Here is a 23,368-nt window from a genome sequence, read left to right as displayed (position 1 = left end):
TCGCTGAGCCCCTACTCAGCGTGGCAGCTGGCAGCGGGTCGGTGCGGGCAGCTTGCCGCGGAGGTAGGCGGCGGGTGGGACGCCCATGAGGGTGCGGAAGTCGGCGGTGAGGTGGGATTGGTCGTAGTAGCCGGTGTTCGCGGCCAGGTGCGACCACGGGCTGTTGCCCGCGTACGCCAGGACGCGGCGCAGGCGTTGGATGCGGGCGAAATGCTTGGGGGACAGGCCGATTCCCGCGGTGAACAGGTTGCGTAGCTGGCGTTCGCTGACGGCGAGGCGAGCGGTGAGTTCGGGGAGTGCCGGGGCGTTGTCGGCGGTGAGCGCGGTGATCGCTTCGCGCAGCACGATCCGGTGCGCGCGATCGGTGTCGGTCTCGGAAAGGCGCTGCGGCAGTTCGTCATCCAGATAGCCGATCGCCTGTTCGGCGGGGAGCTGGGTGAGTTCGGATGCGAAAGTTCCCAGTGGGCCGGGCAATTCGTCGAGGCGGACTGCGCGGTCGGTGAGTTCGGCCGCGGCCACACCGAGAAGTTGGCGTGTCACACCGGGTTCCAGTCGCAGTCGCACGCATCCGGCAGGCTCGTCTGGCCGCGAATAGGAAGCCTTGGTCTGCGCGCCGACGACGAATGCCGTACTCCTGCCTGACTGTTCGGTGCGCAGCACCACCGTGGTCGTCGCCATGGGTGGGTGCGCGAACGGCTGGGCGAGATCGTCGAACACCGGCGTGCTGGTGAGTTCGGTGAGCCATGGGCGCAACGATTCCGGCGTCGTCATGGGAGTCTCGAGCTGCGCCGAGGTCAGGTACCGCACCCGATCAACAGTAGGCGTCGCGGGCCGCGATGTCCGTGCCGATTTCTCCTATATTCGCAGGCCGCGCGCAGTCAATGCTCATTGCATGATCCTGATCACCGGTGCGACAGGCACCATCGGAAGCGACATCGTTCGACAGCTGGTAGCCGAGGGCGTCGCCGTCCGCGCGGCCACCCGCGACCCGCGGCAGGCCGAGTTTCCGGCCGGCGTGGAGGTGGTCCGGGTGGACTACCGTGACCCGGCGACTTTCGGTCCCGCGATGGCTGGGATCGAGGCCGCGTTCCTGGTCGGCATTCCCGGCCCGGACGACACCGGCACCGACGCCGCGTTGGTCGCTGCCGCGCGGGCAGCCGGGGTGCGACGCGTGGTGAAGCTGTCCGCCGTCGGTACCGGCGACCCGCGTTTGGGCGTGCCGGGTTCCTGGCATGTGCCGGGGGAACAGGCTGTGCGCGACTCGGGCCTGGAGTGGACGATCTTGCGCCCCAACACTTTCGCCTCGAACACGTTCAGCTGGATCGAACCACTCGGCAGCGGACACCCCGTCCCGAACCTCACCGGCGACGGCCGACAGGCCGTGGTCGACCCGCGCGATGTCTCGTCGGTCGCCGTAGCGGCGCTGCGCTCCAACGACCACCACGGCCGCACCTACACCCTGACCGGCCCCGATCTGCAAACCGGCCGCGACCAGGCCGCCGTCCTCGCCGAGGTCATCGACCGGCCGATCACCGTCACCGACATCCCCGAAGCCGACGCTCGCACCTTCATGGTCGCCGCGGGCCTTCCGCCCGCCTTCGTCGACGGCTCACTGACCGGCCAGGCCTTCATCCGCGGCGGCCACAACGAACTGATCACCGACGACGTCGCACGCGTCCTCGGCCGCCCACCCCGCAGCTACGCCACCTGGGCCGCCGACCATCGCGCCGCCTTCGGCGGAAGTCGGCCCAGCTGACCGTGGGTCCGGCGCGTGGCGGCGCACCGGACCCGACCGGCTCAGTTCATCGTCAGCACCCACGACCCGTTGCAACCCCGGCGGGTGTTCATGTTGGCGTCATAGACCCAGTTGAACCTGATCGGCGGGTTCGTCCGCACGTTCCAGTTCCCGGACGGCGAGGTCACCACCTTGCCGTTGCGCGTGAGCACACCGACCTGGTCGTGGTTGAACTGCCACTTTCCGCCGCTGGTCGGGTAGTTCAACCGCACCGTCACCCGACCGCCTGTGTGGTTCTGCACCACCAGGCACGACCTCGGTTCGGCCCGGTTGACCGCGTACTCCCCGAACCCGTCGTCTTCCACGTTCTCCCCGCTGTCGGTGAACTCCACCGGATCGGTGAAGTCGGCATGCGCGGGGCCGGCCCCCAGGACGGTCATCGCCGTTACCGCAACGCCAGCCGCGATCATCCCCAGAGTCTTCACGTAGTTCCTCCCGTAGTCCCTGCGGCTGCAACCGCCCTATGAAAAACCCTCTCCCGCAGCCACTTACACAACCTTGTCGCTCACTTAACGGCGCTCGCCACCGCCGCGTCTCACCGCGGTCGCGGTCGGTCGGTGAGTGCGGATTTCGTAGTTCGGGAGTTTCGCGCTAGAGTTCCTACTCGCACGACGAAGTCACCGGCGGTTGCCGGATCGGCCTCGGAAGGCACGCGGATGTGGCGCAGTGGTAGCGCATCACCTTGCCAAGGTGAGGGTCGCGAGTTCGAATCTCGTCATCCGCTCAACGAAAAGCTCGGCCGACACTATGTCGCGCCGGGCTTTTCTCGTTGTCAGCGACGTTTGACCTGTTCGCGCGTCAGCGGCGGCAGGAATTCGCCGACCAGGGTGCGGCGCCACCATATTCGCTCGTGGAACAGCTCGTGGGCCGTGCTGAAGTGGTATTCGTACAGGCGGGCGCGCAGGTAGTGCGGCGGTGCGTCGGGGAAAGGGCAGTGCCGCAGCAGGCGCAGCGTATCCGGGTCGTTGCGGAGCAGGCGCGCGACCAGCGGCAATGCACACCCCCGCGCGTAGGAAGGCGATAGCGCCGCGAACCACAGCAGCCAGTCCAGCCGCAGGTGGTAGGGCGCCCACTGGCGTGGGCGGTACCGGGGGTCGCCCGGTTTGCCTTTGAACTCGTATTCGCGCCACCTGGTGTCGCCGGTGAGGTGGGTGTCGTCGGTGCCCTCGATCACGATCTCCTGCCGGACCCGGGTGATACTGCCGAAGGCGCCGTAGGTGTTGACCAGGTGCAGCGGGTCGAACGAGGCATTCATCGCCTGACGTGACGAGAGCAAGTTGCTGACCGGCCCATAGCTCAGCGCGGTGACCAGCGCGATGTAGGCGAGCACTGCCCCGATGAACCACACCGGTGGCGCGGACACCGGCGGCGCCGCGGGCAGCACCGCGTAGGTACGGGTATCGACGGCAGTGGTGGCGAGCAACAGTGTCACCCAGTTCAGCCAGGCGAAATTGCCGGAGAACACCAGCCACAGCTGGGTGGCGATGATGATGGCCGCGGCCACACTCGCCACCGGCTGCGGCGCGAACAGGCCGAACGGAACGACGAGCTGCGCGAAGTGATTGGCCGCGACCTCCACCCGGTGCAGCGGCCGGGGCAGCTGGTGGAAGAACCAGCTCAGCGGGCCGGGCATCGGCTGGGTCTCGTGGTGGTAGTACAGGCAGGTCAGGTCACGCCAGCACCGATCGCCGCGCATCTTGATCAGCCCGGCCCCGAACTCCACCCGGAACAGCAGCCAGCGCGCGGCCAGCAGCACCAGCAGCGGTGGCGCGACCGTGTCGTTGCCGAGGAAGATCGCCAGAAATCCCGCCTCGAGCAGCAGCGATTCCCAGCCGAACGAATACCACGTCTGCCCGACATTGACGATCGACAGATACAACACCCACAGCACGAACCACAGCAGCATCGATGCCCACAGCGGCACCAGATCCGCGACCCCCAGCGCGATGGCCACCGCTAGTACCGCCCCCGACCAGGCCAGGACGGCGTAGAACCGATCGGAGTAGTGCAGGTGGAACAGGCTCGGTGACCGGCGGAACGAGGTCCGGGCGAGGTAGCGCGGCACGGGCAGCATTCCCCGCTCGCCGAGCAGCGCGCGGAATTGCCGGGCGGCGGTCAGGAATGCGAGCGCGTAGACCACCGCCAGACCACGCTGGAAGATCAGCCTGCCCTGCCAGTACTCCGGTGCCGTGAACCACTCCATGCCTGTGCTCCCGGTGGTCGACGCCCCGCAACGAAGGGGTACCCGCGATCGCCCGACGAAATCTAGGGTTGCTCGAGTCCGGTGCCACCGAGCAGCGCGCCACGCAGGTCGGCCTCATCCCAGTGCCCGGCGATCCCGGGCCGCCCACGCAGGTACTCGACGACGCGATCTGGATCCCAGCCGTGTGATTCACGCAGCCCGGCGCCGATCATCGTCAGGTATCGCGCTGAGGGGCGTTGCAGAACAACGGTTTCCGGGTCCCATGGCGAGGTGAAGGTGAGGACGGGGATCCCGTCGCGCGTACCCGCGTGCACCACCGTCTCGTAGCGCCCGGGCCCGAGCCGCACCGAACCGCGGGCGAGGACCGGCGCCGGATCGAAGTCGGTCGCCGGCGTCCGGTACATCTCCTGAGCCAGCAGATCACCGAACTGACCGACGGTCAGCAGATACCCCCGCGCCGCCGCGCCGATCGGCCAGCCCGCCGCCGGACGCGCGGCATAGAACCCGACCCCACCCGTCCAGACCGGGCTCTGCCAGGCGAAATACAGGCTTCCGGGCAGGACGAGCGCGGCGACGGCGGCCGGTGCGGAGGGGTCACGGAATCCCGGATAGGTGTGGTCGGTTCCGGGCGGGGTGCCGCCCTCGCGGTAATAGGCGAACCGCTGCGCGTGCATGTTGGAGCCGTACGCGGCGTACCAGACGTGCTGAGCTGTGGTCACGGGCTCACCTCGGGTGGGTCACGGTTCATGAGCGCGGGAAACGATATCGCTCGTACTCGCGATTGTGATTCGACGGTCGGGTGGATACAGAGGGGACGAACTCATGAGATCAGCGATCATGGTGGCCGCGCTGGTGGCGCTCGCGGGAGGACTCGCGGCGTGTGACAGCTCCGGCAGCCCGGCTTCGAGCGGACCGACGGGCCCCACCCAAGCGGCCGGGACATCAGTACGCCAGAGCGACGAACCGACGGTCGTGCCCGGCCTCGACACTACGGACCCGACGCCCGCTCCCGGTCCCAGCCCGACCGGCCTGCCATCCCGCGACGACGCCACCGTCGACGCCCGCGACTATCAGCAGCGCGACAGCTTCTACTTCCAGTCGCCCACCGGCAACATCATGTGCGGGATCGTCAGCGCGACCACACTCGGTGTCGGTTGCCAGCTCGGCCACGCGAATGTCATTCCACCTCAGCTGCCCGACTGCACCGACGCCCCCGATCGCAAGGTCGCCGTGCACGTCTACGGCAGCAAAGCTGAGTTCCTGTGCACCAGCCAGGGCATCTTCGTCGGTGAATCGGTCGACGGCACGCGCAAGGGTGGCGGCAAGATCCTGAACTACGGCGACACCATCATCGCCCTCGGCGCCGCCTGCACCTCCACCCCGCAGGGCATGCGCTGCGACGCGGGCGGCCACGGCTTCACCATCTCCGCCGACGGCCAGACCCTGTTCTAAGTGGGCGTCAGTGCTCGCTGCGCGGAGTCAACTCCACGCAGCGAGCACGTCGTGCGCATCCCAGGTCACGTCGACCAGGTCAGCGCAGGACCCCTGCACACCGCCCAGCGACACCACCACCAGGGCGGATTCCTGCGGAATGAAGCCGGGAACCATACCTGCACCGCGAGTCAGGTCGGCAAGATCGTGCCGGTCGAACGCGCTTCCCAGCCATTTGATCGAACCGGCGAACGCGATCCGGTGGGCGACGGGGGAGCGGTCTGCGCCGATCAGATCGATTTCAGGATCGAACGCACGGTTCCACCAGCTCCCCACCGCGGCGACATTGTCGAACGGCAGCGAGCCCGCCAGCGCTGCCAGCTCGAGCGCCTCGCGCACGAGCGGCTCCACGGCTTTGCCGCGCCAGGTTGTCCATCGACGAGTGAACAACGCGTAAGCGGTATCCGGCCGACCGCGTCGAGTCAGCTCCTGAACGGAACGTAATGCGGCGAGATAGAGCCGCAGGTTGCTGTCTGCAACTCGATACAGCGCCGGCTTTCCCGATTTGATGGAAAGCGGAACATCCATGGCGAGGACGCGCTTCTCGGTGGTCTGCCGGTGCAATAAGGGCGATAACGTACCGGAAGGCAGCGCGCCACTACGACTTCCGGCTGCCGCAGCGATGGTGGCATTCGTTCGCTCGCCACTGCCGACCGCTTCGAGAACGCGCCGGGAGTGGTCGGGCGCCGGAAATTCGGCGAGCAGAGTCGATTCGGGCACGCTGAACAATGGCGCGGCCGGATCGTCGCACTCGCGTCGCACGAAGTCCAGCGGTGCCATTCCCTGCGGCCAGCTTCGCAGGATGCCGGGCAGTCCGCCGGTGATCAGGTGAGCGTCGATACCTGCCGCGGCGTCGAGGCCGAGCGACTGGCCGACCTCGGCGGGGTTCAGTGGGCCGAGGACGAGATTGTCGGCACGGCCGTAAAATGGCCGGTCGTATGCGGTGAGGCGCTCCATCATGTGGATATCGCTGCCGAGCAGCAGCAGTAATACGGGTCGTTGCTGCAGCAACCGATCCCATGCTGTCTGCAGTGCCCCGTCGAAGATCTCGTCCTGTTCGGTGAGCCAGGGAACTTCGTCGATGACGACGACGGTCGGCTCATCGCCGATCGCCTGGGCGAGCACTCGGAACGCATCCGGCCAGCCGCTGATGCTCTCGGGCACTGCTTCCGCCTCGCGGGCAATCCCTGACCTGCGGAGTTCCGAGAGGAAAGCCGGAAGCGAGTCGTTGACCGACATTCCCTTGGTGGCGGCGAAATAGAAGTACCGAACGTTCGCCCGATCGCAGAACTCCTGCACCAGCCGCGACTTTCCGACCTGCCTGCGACCGCGCAGTGCGACCGCGATGCCTCGCCCTGATTCGATGATCCGATCGAGGCGGGTCCTCAGCAGGCTGAGCTCGGTACCACGACCGACGAACCCGGAAGCCACAAGCCCTCCAAAAAGTAGAGGTGATCTACGTAGATTCAGTCTACATAGATCACCTCTACTCGATTGGCTACTGCGCCGTCGACTTGAACCGGCGCAACCGCAGGCTGTTGCTCACCACGAAGACCGAGCTGAACGCCATGGCGGCGCCGGCCAGCATCGGGTTGAGCAGACCTGCCATGGCCAGCGGGATGGCGGCCACGTTGTAGGCGAAGGCCCAGAACAGGTTGCCCTTGATCGTGGCCAGAGTGCGCCGCGACAGGCGGATCGCGTCGGCGGCGGCGCGGAGGTCGCCGCGGACGAGAGTGAGGTCGCTGGCCTCGATGGCGACATCGGTGCCGGTGCCCATGGACAGGCCGAGGTCGGCCTGGGCCAGGGCGGCCGCGTCGTTCACGCCGTCACCGACCATCGCGACGACCTTGCCCTCGGCCTGCAGCCGCTTGACGGTGTCGACCTTGTCCTGCGGCAGCACCTCGGCGATAACGTTGTCGATGCCGACCTCGTCGCCGATGGTGCGGGCCGCGCGGGCATTGTCACCGGTGAGCAGGATCGGGGTCAGACCGAGTGCGCGGAACTGGGCGATGGCTTGGGCCGAGGTCGGTTTCACCGCGTCGGCGACCACGAGCACGCCGCGCGCCTTGCCGTCCCAGCCGATGGCCACCGCGGTCTTACCCGCCGATTCCGCTTCCGCCATCGCGGTTTCCAGCTTCTCGTCGAGCGGCTGTGACCAGTCGGCCAGCAGTCGCGCCCGGCCGACGATCACCGCGTGCCCGTCGACCACACCCTGCACGCCGAGGCCCTCGACATTCGCGAAACCCTCCACCGGCAGCAGCGTGCCGGACTTGTCCCGCGCACCCTTCGCGATCGCCTGCGCGATCGGGTGCTCCGACGAATCCTCCAGCGCACCAGCCAGTTCCAGAACCCGAGTGTCCGATTCACCCTCGGCCGGGATCACCTCGAGCAGCGTCATCTTGCCGGTGGTGACGGTGCCGGTCTTGTCCAGCACGATGGTGTCGACCTTGCGGGTCGATTCCAGCACCTCGGGGCCCTTGATCAGGATGCCGAGCTGCGCGCCGCGTCCGGTGCCGACCATCAGCGCGGTCGGGGTGGCCAGGCCGAGGGCGCAGGGGCAGGCGATGATCAGCACCGCGACGCCCGCGGTGAAGGCCGCGGCGATGGAACCGCCTGTGCCGAGCCAGAATCCGAGCGTGGCAACGGCGAGCGCGATGACGATCGGGACGAAGATGCCGGAGATCCTGTCGGCCAGCCGCTGCGCCTGCGCCTTGCCGGTCTGCGCGTCTTCGACCAGCTGTGCCATCTGGGCGAGCTGGGTATCGGCGCCGATCCTGGTGGCGCGCACCACGAGTCGGCCGCCGACGTTCACGGTGGCACCGGTGACCGCGTCGTCGACGCCGACCTCCACCGGCACCGACTCACCGGTCAGCATGGACGCGTCGACCGCCGAGGTGCCCTCGGTGATCACACCATCGGTCGCGATCTTCTCGCCGGGACGAACGATGAACTCGTCGCCGACGACCAACTGCTCCACCGGAATTCGGGTCTCGACTCCGTCGCGTACCACCGCGACTTCCTTGGCACCCAGCTCGAGCAGCGCCCGCAACGCGGCGCCTGCCCGTCGCTTCGACCGTGCCTCGAAATACCGCCCGGCCAGGATGAAGGTGGTCACGCCCGCCGCGGCTTCGAGGTAGATGCTGCCCGTGCCGTCCATCCGCGCGATGGTCAATTCGAACGGGTGCTTCATCCCCGGCGTGCCCGCCGTGCCCCAGAACAGCGCGAACAGCGACCAGCCGAACGCGGCGAGGGTGCCGATCGACACGAGCGTGTCCATGGTGGCCGTGCCGTGCTTGAGGTTGGTCCACGCCGCCTTGTGGAACGGCAGCGCGCCCCAGATCACGACCGGTGCCGCCAGCGTCAGCGAGAGCCACTGCCAGTTGGTGAACTGCAGCGCCGGGATCATCGCCATCGCGATCACCGGAACGGTGAGCACCAGCGAGACCAGCAGACGGGTGCGCAGCGAGGCCGTGGGGTCGGATTCCGCGGGGGCGTCCGCGGCAGGCTCGGCCTGCTTCGGCGCGGGCAGTGCCGCGGTGTAGCCGGCCTGCTCGACGGTGGCGATGAGTTCCTCGGGGGAGACGTCACCGGTGAAGTCGACGCGCGCCTTCTCGGTGGCGTAGTTGACCGTGGCGGTGACCCCGTCGAGCTTGTTGAGCTTCTTCTCGATCCGGTTCGCGCAGGAAGCGCAGGTCATGCCACCGATCACCAGTTCTACCTGGCCGGTGCCCGGTGGGTGTGTCACGGTGGTCATGGGCTGCTCCTTTGTTCCTGATAGCAATTCTTGCTGAGAGTTCGCGGGCGGGCTAGACGGGTGTTCGGCGCTGGTCAGTGGCCGTGGCCGGGAGTGCCGTGGTCGGCGGGTGCGCTGGTCGGGGCGGGGTTGCTCGCGCCGGTGGCGTTCGGCGTGGCGACCCGTACCGTGAACTCGGCCGTGCGCACCACGCCCTGGTGCTGGAAGTCGAGGAACAGGCGGTAGTCGCCCGTGCTCGGCGCGTTCACCACGAAGTCGATGCCAGGCCCGGCGGGGGTGACCCCGTCGCCGGGCGTGCCCTCGGGGTGAACGTGCAGGTAGGCGAGGTCGGCGGCCCGGAGTGCGACCAGGTGACCGTAGGCGCCGAGGTAAGGCTGGAGGTCGGTGACCGGGGTGCCGTTGCGGCTGACCGAGAGTGTCACCTTCGACGCCGTGCCCGGGCTGACCGTGCCGTTCAGCGCCACCGTGTACTCGCCGACCTGCGCGGTGGCGGCCGGGGCGGGCAGGGCCTGCACGTCGTAGTTGCCCGCGACGCGTAGGTCCGTGCCGAGGGTCAGGTTCGACCCGCCCGCCGGGGTGAAGTCGGCGAAGACCCGGTAGTCACCGGCCCGGCTCAGATTCAGCGGGACGGTCCAGGTTCCGGCCGGATCCAGCACCGGGTGCACGTGCTGGAACCCGGCCATATCGCGCCGGACCACGATCAGGTGCAGGTCCTTGTCGTGGCTGGTCTGGTATTTCGTCACCGGGGCGCCGGTGGCGTCGAGGATGCGGAAGGTGATCTGCGATTGCGCCGCGGTGGTGGTGTTCGTCTTGTCCAGCGCCAAGGTGTAGCCCTGATCGGTGACCAGGAGGCCACCGGGCAGATCGGCGGACGGTGCCGCCGCGGTCGAGTGCTCGCCGTGCCCGGCCGGTTCGGAGGGTTCCGGACCGATCAGGGCGCCTGCGGCCAGAGCGATCCCGAAGACCGCCGCGAGGCCGAGGGTGAATCCGGCGAACTTGCCTGTTGCGTTCATCGGGATGCTCCGATCCGGTTCAGTCTGCGAGTTGGAAGCCGGCCGCGGTGACGGCGTCGGCGAGGGCGGTGCGTTCTGGTGTGGTTCCTGCGATGGCCACGGTGCCCGCGGCCAGGTCGACATCGACGCCGGTGACGCCGGGCAGGGCGCCTACCTTGTCGCGGACCTTGTTGACGCAGCAGCCGCAGGTCATGCCGTTGACGGTGATAGTGGTTGTGCTCATAGGACTCTCCTCGTTCCGCTCTTGGTCCTTACCATACCCCCCTAGGGTACTTTGTCAAACGGTCGCGCCGGTCTTGTCCGCAGCCGGTGTGCGCATGGTCGCCGCGGTGATGCCCGCGCCAGCCAGTGCCAGTACGCCCGCACCGAGGAAGGCGGCGGAATAGCCGTCGGTCAGCGCCGAGGCGTCGCCGAGTTGACTCGCGCCGAACGCGGCGGCCACCGCCGTCATGGCGGCCAGGCCGAGCGCGGATCCCACCTGGTAGCTGACGTTGACGATGCCCGAGGCCAGCCCGCCTTCCTCGGGACGCGCCGCCGAGATGGCGGTGCCGAGTGAGGGGATGAAGGCCAGCGACATACCCCCCGCCGCGATCAGCGAGGCGGGCAGCACGTCGACCCAGAAATTGCCGGTCGGCCGCACCAACGACATCACCGCGAGGCCGAGGCCGAGCACGATCAGGCCGGTGACGATCATCGGCTTCGCGCCGAACCGCTGCATCGCCTTCGGTGCCAGCACCACCATGCCGAGCATGATCAGCGTGGTCATCGGCAGCAGCGCGGCACCCGATGGGAAGGCGCTGTAGCCGAGCACCTGCTGCAGGTACAGGTTGAGGAAGAACCACATCGGCACCCACGCGGCGGCCAGTGCGAACTGGGCGAAGTTGGCGGCGGCCAGGTTCGGTGCGCGGAAGATGCTCAGCCGCATCAGCGGTTCGCGGCGCCGGGACTGGATGGCGACGAAGCCGGCCAAGAGCGCGGCGGCCAGTGCCAGCACACCCCAGGTCTCACCCGACGCCCAGCCGACCTCCGGTGCCTGCACGATCGCGTATACCGCGGCAGCCAAACCGGCTGTCACAGTGACAGATCCGGCGATATCGATGGATCCCTTACGCGCCGGGGCGGCGGGCATCAGCAGCGGCACGGCGATCAGCGCGAGCACGGCGATCGGAATGTTGATGTAGAAAACCCAAGGCCAGCTGATGTATTCGGTGATCACACCACCGAGAAACACGCCCGCGGTACCACCGGCGGGTGCGGCCGCGCCGTAGACGGCGAGCGCCTTGGTGAGTTCCTGTGGCGAGCCGCCGAACAACATCATCAGCAGCGTGAGTGCCGAAGGCGCGATCAGGGCGGCACCGCCACCTTGGATCGCCCGGCCCGCCAGCTCGACGCCGACATTGCCTGCGGCACCGGCGATTACGGAGCCGATGCCGAGCACCACCCAGCCCGCGGCGAATACCCGGCGAGCGCCGAGCAAGTCGGAGAGCCTGCCGCCGAGCAGCAGCAGACCGCCGAAGGCGACCACGTAGGCGTTGAACACCCACGTCAGATTGCCCGGCGTGAACCCGAGTTCGGCCTGCATCTTGGGCAGCGCGATCCCGATGATCGAGGTGTCCATGATGACCATGAACTGCGCGGCGGCGATCACCGCCAGCGCCCACCACTTCCGGGTGGATTGCGATTGCGTAGTCACGACTTTCGTCCTTTCGAGCGGAGTGCATCTCGTGCTCGGTACCATACCCCCCTAGGGTATAAATCTGTCAAGCCTTTCGGCCGGAAAGGATTTTCGTCGGTGGACATGCGAAAGCCCGGCTCGGGTGAGGATGCGAGCCGGGCCTGCGGTTCTCGGATCTAGTCGGCGTGGAGGTTGCGCGCCGTGGGAGATGTCGGCGTGGTGGCCGGATCGGGAGCGGTGCCGAGTAGTCGGTCGGCGGTGCCGGTGGTGGTCACGGTGAACCAGTAGTGCTCGTTCTTGTAGTGGTGGTGGCGATGATTGCGCCAAATCGCCTGGTACGGAGCATGTTTCGGCTTGTAGTCGGTGTGGATGAGGTAGTGGGTCCACTCGTAGAGCAGGCCGAGCGTGGTGATGGTCAGCAGGAAGGTGAGGCCGAGGCCGGTGCGGGGCAAGGCGAGCAGGGCGATCGCGACCAGGGTCACGATCGTGAGCAACAGCGACTTCGGCGGGATGAAGATCAGCGGGATGTCACGCGGGTCGACGTGATGCTCGCGGTGTTTGCGGGCCAGCTCACTGTCGAGGGTCAGTGGTCCGAAATGCCTTGGGCGCCAATGCAGGACAGTGACGTGAATGATCCACTCGACAACCGGGAATACGGCCAGAATCAGCACGGGGACAAGGGCGTCGGTGAGTTGCCAGTCGCCGATCACGAAGCGGGCTGCCAGCGTGGCGACGAATACCGTGGCGATCATCCATGGGGACGGGTGCCGAAGGAATTCGTGCGCCGCCGCAGGCAATGTCAAGCTGCGGCGCATCGGGCGGGGAGAACGGGTGGCATGGGTTGGTGCGGGAGCGGCTGAGCGCGCGGCCTCGGCGTGCGTGGGGTCGGTAGTCACCTGGTCGGTGGTCTGCGGGTGCTCGTCTACGGCATCAGGCGCGGCGGTGTCGTGCGACGTCGTTGTCGGACGGTCATTCATCATGGTGCTTCCTCGGGTGGATCACGCCCCGTTCAGGGCATGGATCAGGGCGGTGGTCGCCGGCTCGAGCAGTGCTCGCGCGGTCTCGGCGGCCCGTTCCGGCTCGCCCGCGGCGATCGCGGCGGCCAGGTCTCGATAGGCGTCGGCATTGCCCACCTCGGCGGACATGATCGGCGCCAGCGCGGCCAAGGCGGGTTCGTAGGCGGCGCGCAGCATGGAATACATCAACCGGAAGGCGATCGAGTCGGCGAGATCGAGGATGTGGTCCCAGAATTCGAGCGCTATCCGTTGCTGGGCGAGTGGATCCGATTCGGCGACAAGGGAATCGACGGATTCGTGCAACAGCGCCAATTCGCCGTCGATCCGCGGATCGACCGTCCCTCGTACCCGCGCTGCGGCGAGCTCGGCGATCTTCGGCCCATTGTGCAGCCGCGCCTCGAGAATGCTGCGAGCGACCGCGGGATCGATGGAATCGCCCCGAAGCAACAGCCGGGGAAGCACTTCCAGCCCCGCACTCCGCCGATAATCGAGCACAGTCGTCGCCTCACCTTGCCGAACGGCAACCAGCCCCGCCGCGGCCAACCGCTGCAACGCCTCCCGCACCGCGGGCCGCGAAACCCCCAACGCCTCGGCCAACTGCCGCTCACCCGGCAACGTGCTCCCCGCCACCAACTCCCCACCCAACACCTCGGCGGCGATCTGCTCGAACACATCACCGGAAACCGAGCGCTTCACCACAGGAGTCCATGCCATACCCCTGATGATGCGCCCTGAGTGGTAAGAGGTCAAGTGGTCAGACCAGTCAATTTTGAGCTGGACAATTGATGGCAGATGCCTGGTGATCGACTGCCCAGGTCAGCTGGGGTCGGAGCCTCGGATGGCGGAGAGCCAGGTGAAGGTGGTGGCGGCGACCGTGGTGGTGGCGACGAACGCGCCGAGGCCGCCGTTCATGACGTAGACCCAGAGCAGGCCGACGAGGGGAGCGCCGACCGCGGGTTGGCTGTCGAGGATCAGGCGGCGGGGGATGCCGTAGGCGGGTGGATCGGTGGGGCGGGAGGGGTTATCGATGAGCTTGCCCGGCGGCTCGACCGTACGGACCCGGCCCGAGGGATAGAAACGCGTGTTCCCATCATCGATGGATCGGCCGGTCAGCTCCAGATCGGTCGGGACGAGCGCCGACAGCGCCGGGTCATAGAACACCGGCTGCCACACCACGCGGTCCCCACTGCTGATCTCCAACCACGACCGGCTGACCAGTCGATGTTGCTGCCGAACCCGCCTACCGCGCACCGTGCCGGTCGCGACCAGCCCGCTCGGAAGAACACCGAAAGCAAGGCCCAATTGGTAAGCGGTATAAGCGAGTATGGCAAGAGCGACCACGGCGAGCGCGCTCAGCTGATCGATATCGGCGAACGGCACCCACGCGGCGATGATCGCGAGGGTGCCGCTCGTGACGAGCAGCGGATAGGTGAGTGCGCGCGCCGGGCCGGTACTCACTGTTCGAAGCCGACCTTCGGGCTCACTTCAGGAAACCGATCTTGGTGTAGTCGTAGGAAGCGAGGCCTGCCGCACCGAAGTTGGCGAGGTTGTCGCGAACTCCGAGATTGCCGGCGGACTGCATGAGCGGCAGGGAATGTCCCTCCTCGAATACCTTCCGATCGATCTGGTTGGCCAACTCCTTGGCCTTGACCGGATCGAGTTCAGAGATGGCCTGCTCGATGAGGGCGTTGAGTTCAGGAGAGCCGATGCGACCGTAATTGCCCTGGATGTCATCGGGGTACAAGCCGTAGATCTGCGTCAGGCTGCTGAGCGGGAAGGCATCGCCAGCATAGAACCACTGTCCTACATCGAAATTTCCCGGCTTGAGGACATCGGGGAACAGACCGGCGCCTGCCTTTGTCTCGATGGTCAACTTGACGCCGATCTGCGCGAGGTTCTGCTGGATGATCTGCGCGGTCTGAATATTGATCGGGTCGTTGTACATCACATCGCGGATCTCGAGCTTCCGGCCGTCCTTTTCGCGCACATCCCCGTTGAGCTTCCAGCCGAGGGCGTCGAGTTCTTTTGCCGCGGCCGTCGGGTCGAACCCGAGGCTGTTGTCCTGGTAGCCGTCCTGGCCCTGCAGGTAGACATGATTGTTCAGCGGTTCGGGGTCGAGGACGAGCCCGTTCTGGATCGCGTTGGCGATACCCTGCCGGTCGATCGCCTTCGAGATCGCGACTCGTACACCCTGGTCGGCGAGTATGGAACCGGGCGCACCATTGAAGGTGAAGTGACCCCAACCGTTACCGGGTGCTCGGCGGATCGCGATGCCGGGTGTATTGCTCACCGCCTTCAAATCGTCGCGGCTGGCTATTCCTACCGCATCGATCTCGTTGTTCAGGAGTGCGGGAGTGAACGCTGCACTATCCAGCATACTGAAGGTCATGGTGTCGAGTTTCGGTGTGTCACCCCACCATCGGGGATTGCGGCCGAGGACGACCCGGCCTTGTCCTCGGTCGACGGACTGGACGATGAACGGGCCGGACGACAGCGTCAGAGCCTCGACCTGGCTGTTGTTGAATGCTTCGGCGCTCGATGTGACGGACTTCGGAAAGAGTACCGAGTTGCCCGCGAATTGTCCGCGCCACTCGGCGTAGTGCTGCTTGAAGGTGATGACAGCCTGCTTGTCATCCACACCGCGTTCGACCTTGTCGACCCGATCGAAGCCGCTGTTGTTGGCGATCAGGAACGCCTTGTCGGCACCGCTGAGCGCTGCGGCCTGGGACCGAATATCCTCCCAGGAAATCGGCGTGCCATCGGACCAGACCGCCTTGGGGTTGATCGTGTAGGTGACCTGCTGCGGCTCGGTGTTGGTCAACGCGACGTCGGTGAAGAAATCGGTGTTCACCGAGAGATTCGCCGCTGCATCGGTTGTGAACGCACGCGGCATCACCGGACGCAGCATCGAGCCGGTGTTTCCGGTATTGCCGTCGGTGTGCAGGCCGTTCCAGTTCTCCGGCAGCGAGGTAATCGCCAGTCGGAGATTGCCACCGTCGCGCAGTTCGCTGACGTCGCGCGGGTTGATGTCGTTGGTGGTGCCGAGCGCGGCTTCGCCCTCCGCCGCGATGTCGTCGCCCGAGCCACACCCGGCAGCGATCAAACTGACGATGACGAGGGGGATTGCCAGGCGGGTGGTCATCGAACGAATTCGCATTGACCGCTCCTTTCCTCAGATTCGCTGCACGAGTGTGGCACGACGGGTTGTCTATTTGACGAAGCCGACCTTGGTGTAGTCGTAGGACGCCAGCCCCTCCGCACCATAATTGGCGAGGCCGTCCCGCGTAGCGACCGTGCCCGCGGATTGCACGATGGGGAGGGAGAACCCCTCCTCGAAGATCATCCGGTCGGCCTTGTTCGCCAGTTCGATCGCCTTCTCGGGATCGAGTTCGCCGATGACCTCCTCGATCAGTGCGTTGAGTTCGGGCGAACCGATACGGCCCTTGTTGCTCAGCGGGTTCGCGGGATCGTAGGCGTAGATCTGGGGCAGTGCGCCGAGTGGGAAAATGCTCTTCGCCCAGGAGAATTGGGCGATATCGAAGTTGCCGGGGTCGATGACGGTCGTGAACAAGCCATTGCCGGGGTAGGTCTCGATGATCAGCTTCACGCCGATCTCCGCCAGGTTCTGCTGAGCGATCTGCGCGATTTGGGTCCAGGTATCGGCCTGGTACATGACATCGCGGATCTCCAGCTTGCGGCCATCCTTCTCACGCACGTCGCCGTTGAGCTTCCAGCCCAGCTCGTCGAGCATGCGAGCAGCGGCAGCGGGATCGTAGGAGATCGATTCGGCGTTGTCCTGGTAGCCCGTCTGGCCGACCAGGAAAAGGTGGTTGTTCAGCGGCTTCGGGTCGGTGACCACACCGTTCTGGGTGGCCGTAGCGATCGCCTGCCGGTTGATGCCCTTCGAAATCGCGATCCGCAGCTTCGGATCGGACAGCAACGCGCCGGGGGCACCGTTGAAGGTGAAGTGCGAGAACCTGTTCGCGGGCGCGCGGCGAACCTTGATGCCGGGCGTATTCGTCGCGGTTTTGACCTCTTCGACGCCGGACAAGGTAGATACGTCGAGTTCGTTGTTCTGCAACGCATTCAGGCGCGCTGAATTGTCGAGGACGCTGTAGGTGACGGTGTCGAGCTTGGGAGTGTCACCCCACCATTTCGGGTTGCGGCTCAGCACGATTCGCTGCTGTGCCCGGTCGATCGAAGTGATGATGAACGGCCCGGACGACAGCGGCATATCGTTGCGGTACAAGTCGTCGAAGGCCTGCGGCGATGCCGTGAGTTGGTGTGGGTACAGCGGATTGAACAGGCCCTTCCACTCCGCGTAATGCTCGGCGAAGGTGACGATCGCTTGCCGGTCGTCGACGCCGCGTTCGACCTTCTCGACGCTGCTGTAGCCCTGGCTCGCCGCGATCTTGTAGGCGGTGTCGCGCCCGCTCAACACATTGGCTTGAGACCGCAGATCCTCCCAGGTGATCGGGGACCCGTCCGACCAGACCGCTTTCGGGTTGATCGTGTATTTGATCTGCTGCGGGTTGGTGTTGATGAGTTCGACATCGGAGTAGTAGTTGTGGTCAATCGTCAGATTGGCCGCCGCGTCGGAATTGATCGTTCCTGGCAGTGTCCAGGCGGTGAGGTCGCTGATCTCGCCGTCGGAATCGACGTGGAGGTTGTTGAAGGTTGCGGGGAAACTGGTCAGCGCCAATCTGAGATTGCCACCGTCACGCAAGGCGTCGCGATCCTGCGGATTGATGTCATTGATCGCGCCGATGGTGCTCGACCCCGACTGCACATCGACATCGGACCCACAACCACCCAGCACCAACGTCAAGGCGAAAACAGGCACCGCGATGCGGAAACCGGCCCGGCGCAACCGCCTGGCGTAAGTAGCTGTGGTCATTTCGTGAATCCGATCTTCGTGTAGTCGTACGTTGCCAAACCGGGGGAACCGATGTTGGCGAGGGTGGTGCGGGCGCCGACGCTGCCGTCGGACTGCATCAGGGGGAGCGAGTGTCCTTCTTCGAATACCTTGCGGTCGACCTGGTTGGCGAGGTCGATGGACTTCGCGGGGTCCAGTTCGGTGAGGGTTCGTTCGATGAGGGCGTTGAGTTCGGGAGAGCCGATTCGGCCGAAGTTGGACTGGAGGTCGGTCGGGTCGTAGTAGTAGATCTGGCGAATGCTGCTCAAGGGGAAGGGGTCGCCCTGGTAGACGTATTGGGCGGCGTCGAAGTCGCCGGGCTGGATCACGTCGGTGAAAAGGCCTGCGGCGGGCTTGGTGTCGATGGTGAGCTGAACGCCGATGGCGGCCAGGTTCTGCTGGATGATCTGGGCTATCTGGACCCAGGTGGGGTCGTTGTACATGACGTCGCGAATGACCAGTTTGCGTCCGTCCTTCTCGCGCACCTCACCGTTGAGTTTCCAGCCGAGATCGTCGAGTTGCTTGGCTGCGGCGGTGGGGTCGAAGCCGAGACTGTTGTCCTGGTAGCCCTTTTGGCCCTGGAGGAAGACGTGGTTGTTCAACGGTTTCGGGTCCTCGACCAGCCCGTTCTGCATCGCGTTGACGATCCCGATGCGGTCGATCGCCTTCGAGATAGCCACGCGCACACCCTCTTCGGCCAGGATCGAGCCGGGCGCGCCGTTGAAGGTGATGTGGCGCCACCGATTACCGGGAGCCCGACGCACTACGAGCCCTTCGGTTCCGCGCACCGTTTTCACGTCGTCGAGGGTGGTCAGGCGAACGAGATCGAGTTCGTTGTTCTGCAACGCCTGAACCCATGATGAGTGGTCGAGCACGCTGTAGGTGATGGTGTCGAGAACGGGTTTGTCGCCCCACCATTTCGGGTTGCGGCCCAAGGTGATCCGACCCTGAGCGCGGTCGGTGTCGCTGACGAGGAACGGGCCCGCGGTGAGGGTGATCGCGTCGGCGAGGCTGGTGTTGAAGGCCTCCGGTGTGCTGGTCACCGACTTCGGGTAGAGAGCGGAGTTGCCGGAGAACTGACCGCGCCAGTCGGCGTAGGGCTTGCTGAAGGTGAGGACGGCGTGCTGGTCGTCGGTGCCGCGCTCCACCTTGTCGACGAATTCGAAACCGTTGGTGATCGCGATCAGATAGCTCTTGTCGCGGCCGCTCAGCGCGTGCGCTTGCGAGGCGAGGTCTTCCCAGGTGATCGGCGAACCGTCCGACCAGACAGCTTTCGGGTTGATCGAATACGTCACCTGCATCGGATCTGTGCCGGTCAGCTGGATATCGGTGAAGAAGTCGGTGTCGACGCTGAGTTGTCCCGCGGCGTCGATCTCGAAGGAGCGCGGCAGCATCGCGCGCACGATTTCGCCGATCTCACCGTTGTTGCCGTCATTGGACAGGATGTTCCAGTTGGCGGGGTAGTCGGTGGTCGCCAGGCGCAGGTTGCCGCCCTCGCGCAACTCCTCGACGCCCTTGGGGTTGACGTCGCTGGTGGCGCCGATCGCATTGCTCAACCCGGCCGCCGACTCGTCACCACCCCCACAGCCCGCCACGATCATCCCGGCCGCCACCACCACGGCGGCACAGCGCAATCGGGTACTACGGCCTGCTTGCATTCGACGGGTTCGCATGGCGCCTCCTGTTTCGGCTCGTGATCAGCCGCTGACGACGGGTTCCGGTACGGCCGCGATGAGCGAGCGCGTGTATTCGTGCTGAGGATCGGCGAAAATCTGCTCGGCCGGACCGGATTCGACGATCTTGCCCTGCAGCATCACCGCGATGTCGTGGGCGAGATTGCGCACCACCGACAGGTCGTGGGAGACGAACAGGTAAGACAGTCCGTGCTCGGCCTGTAGGTCGCGCAGCAGGTTGAGCACGCCCGCCTGGATCGACACGTCCAACGACGAGACGGGTTCGTCGAGAACCAACAGCTGGGTGTCGAGCGCCAGCGCGCGGGCGATGCTGATGCGCTGCTTCTGGCCGCCGGAGAAGTCCGAGGGGTAGCGATCGGCGTGCTCGGGACGCAATCCCACCTGCCGCAACAACTCTGGCACCCGCCGGTTGACCTCTTCGCGCGACCGGCCGTCGATGCGCAGCGGCTCGGCGAGCACGTCGAAGATCGGCAGGCGCGGGTCGAGGGAGGAGCTGGGGTCCTGGAAGACGATCTGCATCTTGCGGCGGATCTCGCGGGTGCGCGCCTTGGTGAGGGTGGCGACGTCGTTGCCGAGCACTTCGATGCTGCCCGACTGTGGGCGGGCCAGGTCCATGATCTGCGACAGCGTGGTCGACTTGCCCGAACCGGATTCGCCGACCAGTGCGAGGGTGCGGCCCGCGCGCACCGAGAAGCTGATGCCGTCGACCGCGCGGACCTCGCCGGTGCGGCGGCGCAGCAGCACCCCGGAGGTGAGCGGGAAGGTTTTCACCAGGTCGGTGACGCGCAGGACCACGTTCTCGTCGGTGCGGTCGGGGTGCGCCGGGGTGGGGATGTCCTTGCGGTAGGCCTCGAAGAGTTGCTTGGAACTGACCTCGGCCGTGCGGATACAGGCGGCCGAGTGGCCGGGGCTCACCTTCTCCAGCGGGGGTTCGGCGGCGGTGCAGTCGCCGATCGCGACCGGGCAGCGCGGCGCGAACGAGCAGCCGGGCGGCAGGGCGTGCATGGCGGGCGGGGCGCCGAGGATCGGGATCAGCGGCGTGCGTGGCGGGCCGTCCATGCGCGGAATGGAGCCGAGCAGGCCGACGGTGTACGGCATCCGGGGAGCGGCGAAAAGCTCCGCGACAGGTGCGGTTTCGACGATCTTGCCCGCGTACATCACCGCGACCCGGTCGGCGACGGTGGCGGCGATACCCATGTCGTGGGTGATCATGATGACGCCCGCGCCGGTGATATCGCGTGCCTTACGCAGCAACGCGAGGATCTGGGCCTGCACGGTCACGTCGAGCGCGGTGGTCGGTTCGTCGCAGATGATCAGGGCTGGGTCGTTGGCGATGGCCATGGCGATCACCACGCGCTGGCGCATACCGCCGGAGAACTCGTGCGGGAAGGCCCTGGAACGAGCCCTCGCATCGGTGATGCCGACCAGTTCGAGCAGCTCGACGGCCCGCTCACCGGCTTCCTTGCGGCCCATCTTGCCGTGTGCGAGAAGGGCTTCCGCGATCTGGTCACCCACCCGGTACACCGGGGTCAGCGCGGAGAGCGGATCCTGGAAGACCATGCTGATCGAGGAACCGCGCAGCTTCGACATCTGCTTGTCACCGAGGCCGAGCAGTTCGCGGCCGCGCAGGCGCACCGATCCGTGTACCCGCGCCTGCTCGGGCAGCAGGCCGATCACCGCGAGCGAGGACACCGACTTGCCCGATCCGGACTCGCCGACGATGGCGAGCACCTCGCCGTCGGCGACGGTGTAGTTCACCCCGCGCACGGCGTCGACGCGGCCTTCCTCGCCGGGGAACGAGACTCGTAGGTCGGTGACCTCGAGCAGGGGTGCGGTCGACGCGGTCATCGCTTCTCGGCTTTCTTCAGCTCCACCTGCGCCTCGTCCTTGTGCTCGGCGACCTCCTTGCGTGCCTTGCGCGCGCCACGGGCGCCGGGGTCGAACGCGTCGCGCAGACCGTCGCCGACGAGGTTGGCGCACAACACGATCGTGATCAGCAGGCCACCGGCGAACAGGAACAACCACGGGTAGGTGAGCGCCGATTTGGTGCCCGCCGCGATCAGCGAACCCAGCGACACATCCGGCGGCTGCACACCGAAACCGAGGAAGCTCAAACCGGTTTCGGCCATGATCGCCGAGCCGACGGCCAGTGTGGTGTCGATGATCAGGATCGAGGCGATGTTCGGGACGATATGACTGAGAATCACGGTGCGAGTCGGCGCGCCCATATACCGTGCGGCGCGGACGAATTCGCGGTCACGCAGGCTCAGAGTGAGGCCGCGGATGATGCGGGCGGCGATCATCCAGCCGAACACGCTGAGCAGCACGATCAGGATCGCGATCGACCCGGAACCCTTGGTGCGCGGCGCGAACAGCGCGATGATGATGAAGCTGGGGACCACGAGCAGCAGGTCGACGAACCACATGATGGCGCGATCGGTCCAACCGCCGAGCAGCCCGGCCACCGCACCCGCGGTCGCGGCGATGACACTGGAGAACAGCGCCACGCAGAAGCCGATGATCAGCGACTTCTGGAGGCCGCGCAGGGTCTGGGCGAGGACGTCCTGGCCGATCTGGGTGGTGCCGAACGGGTGCTCGAGGCTCGGCGGCTGCATCAGCGCCTTGTAATCCATCTGCTGGTAATCCCACGGCAGCAGTGGCGGCAACGCGAAACTGGCCACGAGCAGCACCAACAGGATCACCGCGCCGACCACGGCGGGTTTGTTGCGCAGGAAACGGCGCCACACCAGTTTGCGGCGCCCGGCGGCGATGGCCTCCGGTGCGCCGACGACGATGAGTTCGGTTTCGGTCATGAGACACGCACCCTCGGGTCGAGCAGGGCAAGGACGACATCGGAGAGCAGGCCGGAGACCAGCACGACCAAACCGGCGAACGCCGTCACCGTCACCACGACATAGAGGTCCTGGGCATTGATCGCATCGATCAGCCATTCACCTACGCCGTGCCAGCCGAAGATCTTCTCCACGAAGGTGGCGCCGGTGATCAATCCGCCGAGGCTGTAGGCGAACAGGGTGGCCATCGGGATCAGCGCGGTGCGCAGGCCGTGCTTGTAGAGGGCCCGATTGCGCGTCAGGCCCTTGGCTCTCGCTGTTCGGATGAAATCGCTCTGCAGCACATCGAGCATGGCGTTGCGCTGGTAGCGGCTGTAGCCGGCCATGCCGCCCAGGGCGAGTGCCAGGGTCGGCAGGACCAAATGCTGTGCGCGATCGACCATCTGGTTCCAGAACCCGGTGATCTGAGTGGCCGAGGTCTCGCCGGTGTAGAGGAAGATCTGTGTGCCGGTCATCGTATTGATTTGCAGCGCACCGTATTTCAACAGCGTCGCCAGCAAGAAGATCGGCGTCGACAGGATCAGCAGCGACAGCACCGTCGAGAAATAGTCGCTGAACTTGTACTGCCTGATCGCGCCGGCGGCACCGATCAGCACGCCGAGCACGGTGCCGATGACCGAACCGAGAATCAGCAGCCGCAGACTCACCGCCACCCGCCTGCCCAGTTCCTCGCTCACCGGCTGCCCGGCCAGGGTGGTTCCGAAATCCCCTTGCACGACGCCGCCGAGCCAGGTGAGATAGCGCTGTGGGATCGGCTCGTCGAGATGCAACTGCTCGGCCTTCGCGTCGATCACCGACTGCGGCGGGCGCGGATTGCGCTGCTCGAGGCTTTCGAGGGGGTTGAACGTGAGGGATGCGAGGCTGAACGTCAGAAACGATGCCAGCAGAAGGAGCACAACGTAGTTGAGTGTGCGCCGCAACAAAAAGCCGGTCATCAGTCCCCTCTGGATCGGTATTCAG

General features: G+C 66.2%; 20 protein-coding genes and 1 tRNA gene. 3 read left to right on the top strand and 18 right to left on the bottom strand.

Annotated elements, in window-relative coordinates; genetic code table 11:
* Positions 1 to 15: 15 nt before the first annotated feature.
* The gene (locus tag ACFWO8_RS09590; RefSeq protein WP_378946883.1) at positions 16 to 807 is read right to left on the bottom strand and encodes a helix-turn-helix domain-containing protein; all 792 of its coding nucleotides are present in this window, start codon (positions 805 to 807) and stop codon (positions 16 to 18) included.
* Between the two features lie 85 nt (positions 808 to 892).
* Between ACFWO8_RS09590 and ACFWO8_RS09585 the strand changes: the two genes are divergently transcribed.
* Entirely contained in the window at positions 893 to 1,756 is an 864-nt protein-coding gene (locus tag ACFWO8_RS09585; RefSeq protein ID WP_378946880.1) for an NAD(P)H-binding protein, read from the top strand.
* Positions 1,757 to 1,797: 41 nt separating this feature from the next.
* Here ACFWO8_RS09585 and ACFWO8_RS09580 read toward each other — a convergent pair whose 3' ends face one another.
* Entirely contained in the window at positions 1,798 to 2,175 is a 378-nt protein-coding gene (locus ACFWO8_RS09580; RefSeq protein ID WP_378946877.1) for a hypothetical protein, read from the bottom strand.
* Positions 2,176 to 2,447: 272 nt separating this feature from the next.
* Between ACFWO8_RS09580 and ACFWO8_RS09575 the strand changes: the two genes are divergently transcribed.
* A tRNA-Gly gene (locus ACFWO8_RS09575) sits at positions 2,448 to 2,519 on the top strand.
* A gap of 48 nt (positions 2,520 to 2,567) precedes the next feature.
* Here ACFWO8_RS09575 and ACFWO8_RS09570 read toward each other — a convergent pair.
* Both ACFWO8_RS09570 and ACFWO8_RS09565 read right to left on the bottom strand, forming a co-directional pair.
* A complete protein-coding gene (locus ACFWO8_RS09570) occupies positions 2,568 to 3,998 on the bottom strand; it encodes a lipase maturation factor family protein (protein ID WP_378946874.1) in 1,431 nt (476 codons plus the stop codon).
* A 62-nt stretch (positions 3,999 to 4,060) separates the two neighbouring features.
* Complete coding sequence (locus ACFWO8_RS09565) at positions 4,061 to 4,717, bottom strand: histone deacetylase (protein WP_378946871.1); 657 nt, start codon at positions 4,715 to 4,717, stop codon at positions 4,061 to 4,063.
* A 103-nt stretch (positions 4,718 to 4,820) separates the two neighbouring features.
* On the opposite strand from ACFWO8_RS09565, the gene ACFWO8_RS09560 reads away from it, so the two are divergent.
* On the top strand, positions 4,821 to 5,450 hold the full coding sequence (locus tag ACFWO8_RS09560; RefSeq protein ID WP_378946868.1) for a DUF6636 domain-containing protein: 630 nt from the start codon (positions 4,821 to 4,823) through the stop codon (positions 5,448 to 5,450).
* Positions 5,451 to 5,477: 27 nt separating this feature from the next.
* On the opposite strand, the gene ACFWO8_RS09555 is transcribed toward ACFWO8_RS09560, so the two are convergent.
* The 14 genes from ACFWO8_RS09555 to ACFWO8_RS09490 all read right to left on the bottom strand — a co-directional run bounded on the left by ACFWO8_RS09555 (position 5,478) and on the right by ACFWO8_RS09490 (position 23,343).
* The gene (locus ACFWO8_RS09555) at positions 5,478 to 6,920 is read right to left on the bottom strand and encodes an ATP-binding protein (RefSeq protein WP_378946865.1); all 1,443 of its coding nucleotides are present in this window, start codon (positions 6,918 to 6,920) and stop codon (positions 5,478 to 5,480) included.
* A 67-nt stretch (positions 6,921 to 6,987) separates the two neighbouring features.
* Positions 6,988 to 9,243, bottom strand: a complete 2,256-nt coding sequence (locus ACFWO8_RS09550) for a heavy metal translocating P-type ATPase (RefSeq protein WP_378946862.1) — start codon at positions 9,241 to 9,243, stop codon at positions 6,988 to 6,990.
* Between the two features lie 74 nt (positions 9,244 to 9,317).
* Complete coding sequence (locus ACFWO8_RS09545; RefSeq protein WP_378946859.1) at positions 9,318 to 10,256, bottom strand: hypothetical protein; 939 nt, start codon at positions 10,254 to 10,256, stop codon at positions 9,318 to 9,320.
* 19 nt (positions 10,257 to 10,275) lie between these two features.
* The gene (locus tag ACFWO8_RS09540; RefSeq protein WP_378946856.1) at positions 10,276 to 10,479 is read right to left on the bottom strand and encodes a heavy-metal-associated domain-containing protein; all 204 of its coding nucleotides are present in this window, start codon (positions 10,477 to 10,479) and stop codon (positions 10,276 to 10,278) included.
* A gap of 54 nt (positions 10,480 to 10,533) precedes the next feature.
* On the bottom strand, positions 10,534 to 11,949 hold the full coding sequence (locus ACFWO8_RS09535; RefSeq protein WP_378946853.1) for an MFS transporter: 1,416 nt from the start codon (positions 11,947 to 11,949) through the stop codon (positions 10,534 to 10,536).
* Positions 11,950 to 12,107: 158 nt separating this feature from the next.
* Positions 12,108 to 12,746 (bottom strand): sterol desaturase family protein, encoded by a 639-nt coding sequence (locus tag ACFWO8_RS09530; protein WP_378948168.1) that lies wholly within the window; start codon positions 12,744 to 12,746, stop codon positions 12,108 to 12,110.
* A 183-nt stretch (positions 12,747 to 12,929) separates the two neighbouring features.
* The gene (locus ACFWO8_RS09525) at positions 12,930 to 13,661 is read right to left on the bottom strand and encodes a FadR/GntR family transcriptional regulator (RefSeq protein WP_378946848.1); all 732 of its coding nucleotides are present in this window, start codon (positions 13,659 to 13,661) and stop codon (positions 12,930 to 12,932) included.
* Between the two features lie 102 nt (positions 13,662 to 13,763).
* Positions 13,764 to 14,405 (bottom strand): hypothetical protein, encoded by a 642-nt coding sequence (locus ACFWO8_RS09520; protein ID WP_378946845.1) that lies wholly within the window; start codon positions 14,403 to 14,405, stop codon positions 13,764 to 13,766.
* 22 nt (positions 14,406 to 14,427) lie between these two features.
* Entirely contained in the window at positions 14,428 to 16,104 is a 1,677-nt protein-coding gene (locus ACFWO8_RS09515; protein ID WP_378946841.1) for an ABC transporter family substrate-binding protein, read from the bottom strand.
* A gap of 51 nt (positions 16,105 to 16,155) precedes the next feature.
* The gene (locus ACFWO8_RS09510) at positions 16,156 to 17,844 is read right to left on the bottom strand and encodes an ABC transporter family substrate-binding protein (RefSeq protein WP_378946838.1); all 1,689 of its coding nucleotides are present in this window, start codon (positions 17,842 to 17,844) and stop codon (positions 16,156 to 16,158) included.
* Entirely contained in the window at positions 17,841 to 19,535 is a 1,695-nt protein-coding gene (locus tag ACFWO8_RS09505; RefSeq protein ID WP_378946835.1) for an ABC transporter family substrate-binding protein, read from the bottom strand. The genes ACFWO8_RS09510 and ACFWO8_RS09505 overlap by 4 nt, the downstream gene beginning before the upstream one ends.
* Positions 19,536 to 19,559: 24 nt before the next feature.
* Complete coding sequence (locus tag ACFWO8_RS09500) at positions 19,560 to 21,404, bottom strand: ABC transporter ATP-binding protein (RefSeq protein ID WP_378946832.1); 1,845 nt, start codon at positions 21,402 to 21,404, stop codon at positions 19,560 to 19,562.
* Positions 21,401 to 22,369 carry an ABC transporter permease subunit gene (locus tag ACFWO8_RS09495; protein ID WP_378946829.1) on the bottom strand — a complete coding sequence of 323 codons (969 nt, stop codon included), beginning with the start codon at positions 22,367 to 22,369 and terminating at the stop codon, positions 21,401 to 21,403. The genes ACFWO8_RS09500 and ACFWO8_RS09495 overlap by 4 nt, the downstream gene beginning before the upstream one ends.
* Positions 22,366 to 23,343 (bottom strand): ABC transporter permease, encoded by a 978-nt coding sequence (locus ACFWO8_RS09490; protein WP_378920022.1) that lies wholly within the window; start codon positions 23,341 to 23,343, stop codon positions 22,366 to 22,368. The genes ACFWO8_RS09495 and ACFWO8_RS09490 overlap by 4 nt, the downstream gene beginning before the upstream one ends.
* Between the last annotated feature and the right edge of the window lie 25 nt (positions 23,344 to 23,368).

It is taken from the genome of Nocardia sp. NPDC058480 (assembly GCF_042720495.1).
In the GTDB taxonomy this organism is placed as follows: Bacteria; Actinomycetota; Actinomycetes; order Mycobacteriales; family Mycobacteriaceae; genus Nocardia.
This window is presented reverse-complemented; position numbering and strand designations above follow the sequence as displayed.